The organism is Streptomyces rectiviolaceus, assembly GCF_039533825.1.
Taxonomy (GTDB): domain Bacteria; phylum Actinomycetota; class Actinomycetes; order Streptomycetales; family Streptomycetaceae; genus Streptomyces; species Streptomyces rectiviolaceus.
Map to the genome: position 1 here is coordinate 1 of NZ_BAAAUG010000255.1, position 5,523 is coordinate 5,523.

The 5,523-nt window shown below is 69.4% G+C and carries 6 protein-coding genes; all 6 read right to left on the reverse strand.

Annotated elements, in window-relative coordinates; translation table 11 throughout:
- Positions 1-795 precede the first annotated feature (795 nt).
- The 6 genes from ABD378_RS43530 to ABD378_RS43555 all read right to left on the reverse strand — a co-directional run bounded on the left by ABD378_RS43530 (position 796) and on the right by ABD378_RS43555 (position 5,281).
- Positions 796-1,881 (reverse strand): ParB/RepB/Spo0J family partition protein, encoded by a 1,086-nt coding sequence (locus tag ABD378_RS43530; RefSeq protein WP_344530978.1) that lies wholly within the window; start codon positions 1,879-1,881, stop codon positions 796-798.
- Positions 1,881-2,549, reverse strand: coding sequence for a ParA family protein (locus tag ABD378_RS43535; protein WP_386547080.1), 669 nt, complete (start codon positions 2,547-2,549; stop codon positions 1,881-1,883). Before ABD378_RS43535 ends, ABD378_RS43530 begins: the two co-directional genes overlap by 1 nt.
- Positions 2,550-2,767: 218 nt before the next feature.
- A complete protein-coding gene (locus tag ABD378_RS43540) occupies positions 2,768-2,896 on the reverse strand; it encodes a hypothetical protein (RefSeq protein WP_344530980.1) in 129 nt (42 codons plus the stop codon).
- Positions 2,897-2,907: 11 nt separating this feature from the next.
- Positions 2,908-3,375, reverse strand: coding sequence for a DUF2493 domain-containing protein (locus ABD378_RS43545; RefSeq protein WP_344530982.1), 468 nt, complete (start codon positions 3,373-3,375; stop codon positions 2,908-2,910).
- A gap of 9 nt (positions 3,376-3,384) precedes the next feature.
- Positions 3,385-4,179 (reverse strand): DciA family protein, encoded by a 795-nt coding sequence (locus tag ABD378_RS43550; RefSeq protein ID WP_344530984.1) that lies wholly within the window; start codon positions 4,177-4,179, stop codon positions 3,385-3,387.
- A complete protein-coding gene (locus tag ABD378_RS43555; RefSeq protein ID WP_344530986.1) occupies positions 4,172-5,281 on the reverse strand; it encodes a cell wall protein in 1,110 nt (369 codons plus the stop codon). The genes ABD378_RS43550 and ABD378_RS43555 overlap by 8 nt, the downstream gene beginning before the upstream one ends.
- Between the last annotated feature and the right edge of the window lie 242 nt (positions 5,282-5,523).

Below are 5,523 nucleotides of genomic sequence, written 5' to 3' on the forward strand. Positions count from 1 at the left end.
AAGTACGACTCGATGGTCTCTGCGAGCTGCTGTTCGCGGGTCGGCTCGAGCATGGTGGCGGCCGCATCCCCTCGTCGGCGGCGCTTGCGGTTGAGGTGGATGACGGCGGCGGCCGGCGGCCCGGCCACGGGTCCGGCGGGTTCTGCTGCGGACATGGGGCGTCTCCGCTCCTCCGGCAGTCTGGGAAGGTCCTCGAATGCCCGGCACTCCGTTCCGGGCCCTGCCCCCACCTCTCAGCTGCCAGTCCAAGGACGGGGGATGCCACTGTGACACCAATACGCAGGCGGTAGTAAGGGTGTGCTGGGTTCTGGACTCGTAAAGACCCGCCCGTGGGTACAGTTCCGGCCTGTGCGTGACCGGGCGGTGGCGGTGAGGTATGAGGAAGCCCCCGCGGGGGCTGGGGTGCGGAGTTAGCCGACAACACACCGCCCGCCCCGCCGGGGGCCTTGAGACCTCACAGGCGCATGCCCGTCAGATGACGGCAGTCTAGCCGCGGAACTCCCCACGCAGGTAGACGTGTTGCACACCGGGTGTGGGGTGGGGGCGGGGTGCCGGGCTGCGAACTCCAGCGGAGGACCCGACACCCCGGCCGGGCCCTCCCGGAGGAAGACACGGCGGGTCCCACACAACTCACCGGCATATGCATGGGGAAGCTATTTGCCGGGAGGTCACCCGGTCGAGTGACCGTAAAACCCCGGCAAGGCGCCTATATCCGACCGAAATCGATCGTGCATGCAACAGGCCCCGCTCCCCCACCATGCGGCGGGAGGACGAGGCCGTGATCGTGCGGAGGGGTCAGCTGCCGGTGTCGAGCAGCTTGCGCAGCAGCGCCAGGTTGTCCGGCGTCATGTGGTCCTCAAGGACACGCTTGACAAGTTCGGGCTTCCCGAACGGCATGGACACGATGCCCACCAGGTCGGGCAGCGGCTCCCGCACCTGCGGCGCATCGCCCTCAGGCGCCGTGGGCTGCCCGCCTTGAGTCCGGTCCCGGTTTACCGCGGTAAACCGGTCGGGGTCCGGTGGGCCGCCGGAAGGCTGCCCCACTGTCTCCAGATCCGGCCGCCCGTTCTGGTTTACCGCGGTAAACCGCTCCGGTGCGGGCAAGGCACCCTCCTCCATCCCTACGGCGTCCGGGGACGGCGCCTGCGGCTGGTTTACCGCGGTAAACCGCTCAGGCTGCCTCCTGGGGGTGCGTGGCTGCTCCTTGGCCTCGATCCGCCGGTCCAGTTCCTGCCGCCACGCCCCCATCTGCTGCTCCGCCGGCAACCCGGCGATGTCCCGGCCGACCCGGACGGACATCTCCCCCGAGCTGATGAGCGCCTGCAAGTCGTCGGTCAGCTTCAGGAGCTTGCGCTGCTGGCTGACCCAGCCCTTCGTCTTCCCGTAGTAGGCGGCCACCTGGTCGGCGCCGCCGAGCTCGGCGACCATCGTGTCGATGGCGATGGCCCGCTCGATCGGGTCAAGGTCCTTGCGGTCGTTGTTCTCGGACTGCACCGCATCGAGGAACGCGGCCCGGGACTTGGCGACGTCTTCCCGGTGGACGACTTCCAGGGCGTCGCGGCCCACCATCCGGGAAGCGCGGTAGCGGCGTTCGCCGTTGGCGATGACGTACGAGGCGTCGCCGACGCTGTCCGCCTCGTCGGGCCACAGCGCGAGGTAGGCGCCCTTGGAGACGACGACGGCGGGCTGCAGCTGCTCCTGCTCGAGCTTGTGCCCGAACTCTGTCAGTTCCTCGTCGGTGCCGAAGTTCCGGCGCGGGTTGAACCGGGTGCAGTGCAGCTTGTCCAGCGCCACGGTCAGGAGCAACGGATCGCTCTTCCCGGGGACGGCGTCGACCTTGCCGCCGGCGAGTGAGGCGAGGCTGGTGCGGCGTCCGGCCATCAGGAACGCCCCCCGTACCCGAGCTCGAGGGCGAGGCTGAAGAAGTCCTCGCGGGCTTCCATCGCGACCCGGTTCTTGGCGTACTGCGTGACGACCTTGCCCTCCACCGATGCGCGGGTGTGGACCTTGTAGCGGCGGATGACGGTCTTGGTGCGCGGCCAGCCCTGAGCTTCGATGTAGGCCTTGGTGTCCTCGAGGTCCGCTGTGCCGTCGCGCGGGTCCCAGTTGTTGATGACGACCTTGTAGGGCAGCCCGGACGGCTTGATGACCATTTCGATGGTGCGGGCGGTGGGGTCGAAGGCGAGGCCTTCGGGCGGCATCGGCACGATGACGTCGTCCGCGTACTTCAGCGCCTCGAGAAGGAGGTTCTCGTCCTGAAGGCTGCCGGGGGTGTCGATGAAGACGTGCATGACGGTGTCGGCGCCGGCGAGGACGTGCGCGGCGACCGCGCCCAGGTTCAGGGTGGCAGTGGTCTTGCCGACGCCGCCCTTCTGGTTGGCGACGACGTGGACCTTGGCGCCTTGATCCTTCAGGGTTTCCAGGGCCTTCAGGTTCTCAGGAGTCTCGTGCTCCTGAGAGAAGTCGAAAGGCAAGTCGTCGATCCTGTTCGCCCACCAGACGGTGGAGGCCTGGGGGTCGATGGACACGACGTAGACAGCAGCAGTCATCTGATGCTCCGTATGCTTCCCGTGGGTTCCGGTACTTCGGGCACGGGGCATCTTTCCAGACGTCTACTGTGGCCTGCGCAGCGACACCGGCATTTCACCCACATGAGACACCAGCTCGTCAGGCCCGCTGGTTTACCGCGGTAAACCGCCCGTCCTCGCAACGCCTCCGGAGCTGGTCCGCTCGATCCGGTTTACCGCGGTAAACCGGATCCAGCGCCCTACGCCTCGTCCTCGCCGTCGTCGTAGACCAGCCCCTTGCGGTACTGCGGCTCCTGGAACAGGCCTGCGTACTGCGGCGGTTCGGGCCGCTGGTCGGCGGTGGCGGCCTGCTCGGGGTTGTGGGGCAAGGGGTTCTCCTTCAGGCGGTGATGCGGCGGATGGGGATCCCGGCAGCCGCCGCGCGGCGCATGCAGTCGGCGGTGCCGTGGGAATCGTGCGGCTTGGCGGTGCGGCACTTCGGCAGAGTGCAGCGGACAGCGGCGGCGACCAGGAGGAGCGGGCGGCGATCGACGATGAGCTGGTTGCGGCGGTGGCCGGCCTGCGGACAGTAGGTACCGACGCCGCGGGTTCGTCGGTGGCCGGGCTTGCACTCCGGACTACAGGGTCCTTCCCAGTCGGCGGGCTCGGGGACGACGGGTATGCCGTTGTGGCGAGCCCACTGGTCGCCGATGGTGTCGGCGCCTTCTGCGGTGCCCTGGATGAGCTCGATGCCGTCGTATCCGATCTGTAGGGCGTCATGCCACACGTCCAGCAGCGTGTCCTCCAGGAGCCGCGGGTCAGGCCAGACGCGCGAGCCGGTGAGGCCGATGAGAGCCAGTTCGGGCACGGGTCCTCCTCAGGCGATGTCGAGGGCACGGCGGACGGGTTGGTCGCCAGCGTACTTACGGATGATGGCGGCCTGCCTGCTCTGTTCGGTCGCGTCCACGTCGGGCGGGGTGAGGCGCTCGAGTTCGGCGACGGCATCAGTGAAGCACCCTGCGGGTTCGCGGTTGCCCGGGGCGGATAGGACTGCTGTCTGCCGGTCCGCTGCCGCCTGCTGGAGCGGATCGCGCGCCGGGTTGCTGGGGCGGTTCTCCTGTACGGCTTGGACGGCCTGGAGGTATCCAGGAGGTGGTGGAGTCCTCCGCGTCGGGGGCGGCGGTGTTGTGGGTGTGGCCGGATCGGGCTGGGTGTGGGCGGGTTGGGCGGAGCTGGTGGCGGGGGAGCCGATGGGCAGGATCCGGATGCGCGCCACCAGGTTGCGGCCGAGCTTGTCGTTGATCTGCTTGGCGAGCTGTCCGCCGAAGAGGCGCAGTGCTGTGGCAGTGGCGTAGGAGTCGGGCCGCAGGACGAGGGCGCCGCGTTCGGCGTCGAAGCTGTCGGGGCGGACGGTGTCGGCGTACTGCGGGCACAGGGTGGCCCACCGGTCGAGGATGTCGCCGCCTCCGAGGCTCACCTGCCAGCCTTGTTCGGAGGACACCCGGGTGAGGGCGGAGCCGAGAGAGACAGGGTCGCGGCGCTCGCCACCGCGCACGGTGCGCTGGGAGCGTCGGGCAGCCTTCGGTGCGGGGGCCGTCTTCGCGGTCGCCTGGTACGCGGCGAGGGCCTGGCGGGCGAGGTCGAGGCCGGAGCCGGTGGGGGAGTCAGACACGGGCGTACGCCTCCTGCGCTCGAGCGGCCTTGCCGACGGCGTACGAGCAGAGCTTGGTGCCGTACAGGTCGAGGGCGTCGTCGGGGTCTTCGTCGTAGTGGTCGGCGACGTCCTCCCACTGGTCCCAGGCGTAGAGGCGGGCGCGTCGGCGGTCTTCGTCGGTGCGGGCGGAGTCGTCGGCGACCAGGGCGGTGAGGCTGTGCTGGTTGTTCTGGTAGGCCTGCCACGCCGGGCTGTCGGTGGGGGCGACCGCGTGCTCGAGGTCGTACTTCCGGGCGGCATCCCGCTCGGCCTGGCGGGCGATGCGGGCCTGGATGAACGTGGCGGGCTGCTTCGGCTTGCCGCGGAGACACAGGCCGTGGAGCTCGGCGGCGATGTCCGGGGCGTTCAGGCCGCGGTCGAAGAATGGCCGCAGCACGAACGCCAAGCGTCGGACCCTCTCGCCCTGCGTCCAGTTCACCATCGCCCGCACCAGCTGCGTCTCGCGGATCTCCCGGGCGGCCTGCTGCGGGGTACGGCGGGTGTGCCCGTCCTGGCCTTGGCTGTTGCTGCTGGTGGTCTGGTGGGGGAGTGGGGCGGTTCGACGGCTCGCGCGCTCGCGCGGGGTGTTGTTAAAACCACCCACCATCTGAACCTGACTCTCTTCCTCAACCACGGTCAGGGAAGGGGGCGCACATGATCCAGAACTGGGGTTGTCCACAGGGGAGTTGTCCACAGCCTTCGGGGCCTGCCCGCGCTGGTCGATGACGGTCCGTGCGCCGTACCCGGAGCCGACGATGGTGTGGCCCATCGCGTGGTCGTAGACGGGCGGGATGACCGCCGCGTAGATGGTCGCGGTGCCCGCGTACCCGCCCAGGCCGAGAAGGCGGCGGATGTTGGTCTTCGTGCCGTGCACCACCCACGCCAGTGCACCCAGCTCCCGCAGCACGGCGACGTGCCGCTTCACGGTCGCGCGGGACACGCCGAGCCGGGCCGCGGTCTCGTCCAGGCAGTACCGGACGTGCCCGGTGTCGAAGTCCATGCGCGCACCCAGGTCGCGGGCCACGGCGAGCGTGGTGGCGTTCGCCCGGGGATGGTGGCCGGCTGCGATCAGCCACTCCACCGCGCGAAGCCACCGACGCGGGCCGCTCCGGCGCGAGGCAGTGCACTCCACCTCCTGGGCGGAGCCGCGCACGGGAGCGACTTGATCAGCACTGTAATCGTGAGCGTGTTCGATTTCAGGGGGCGGGGCGTGTGTGTCGTGGGTGGGTTCAGTGTCCTCAACGTCACCCAGAGGGACGGAGATAAGCCGCGAATCGCCCGCTACAGGGTCGCCAAGCTGACAAGAGGGGGTTGCGTATTGCA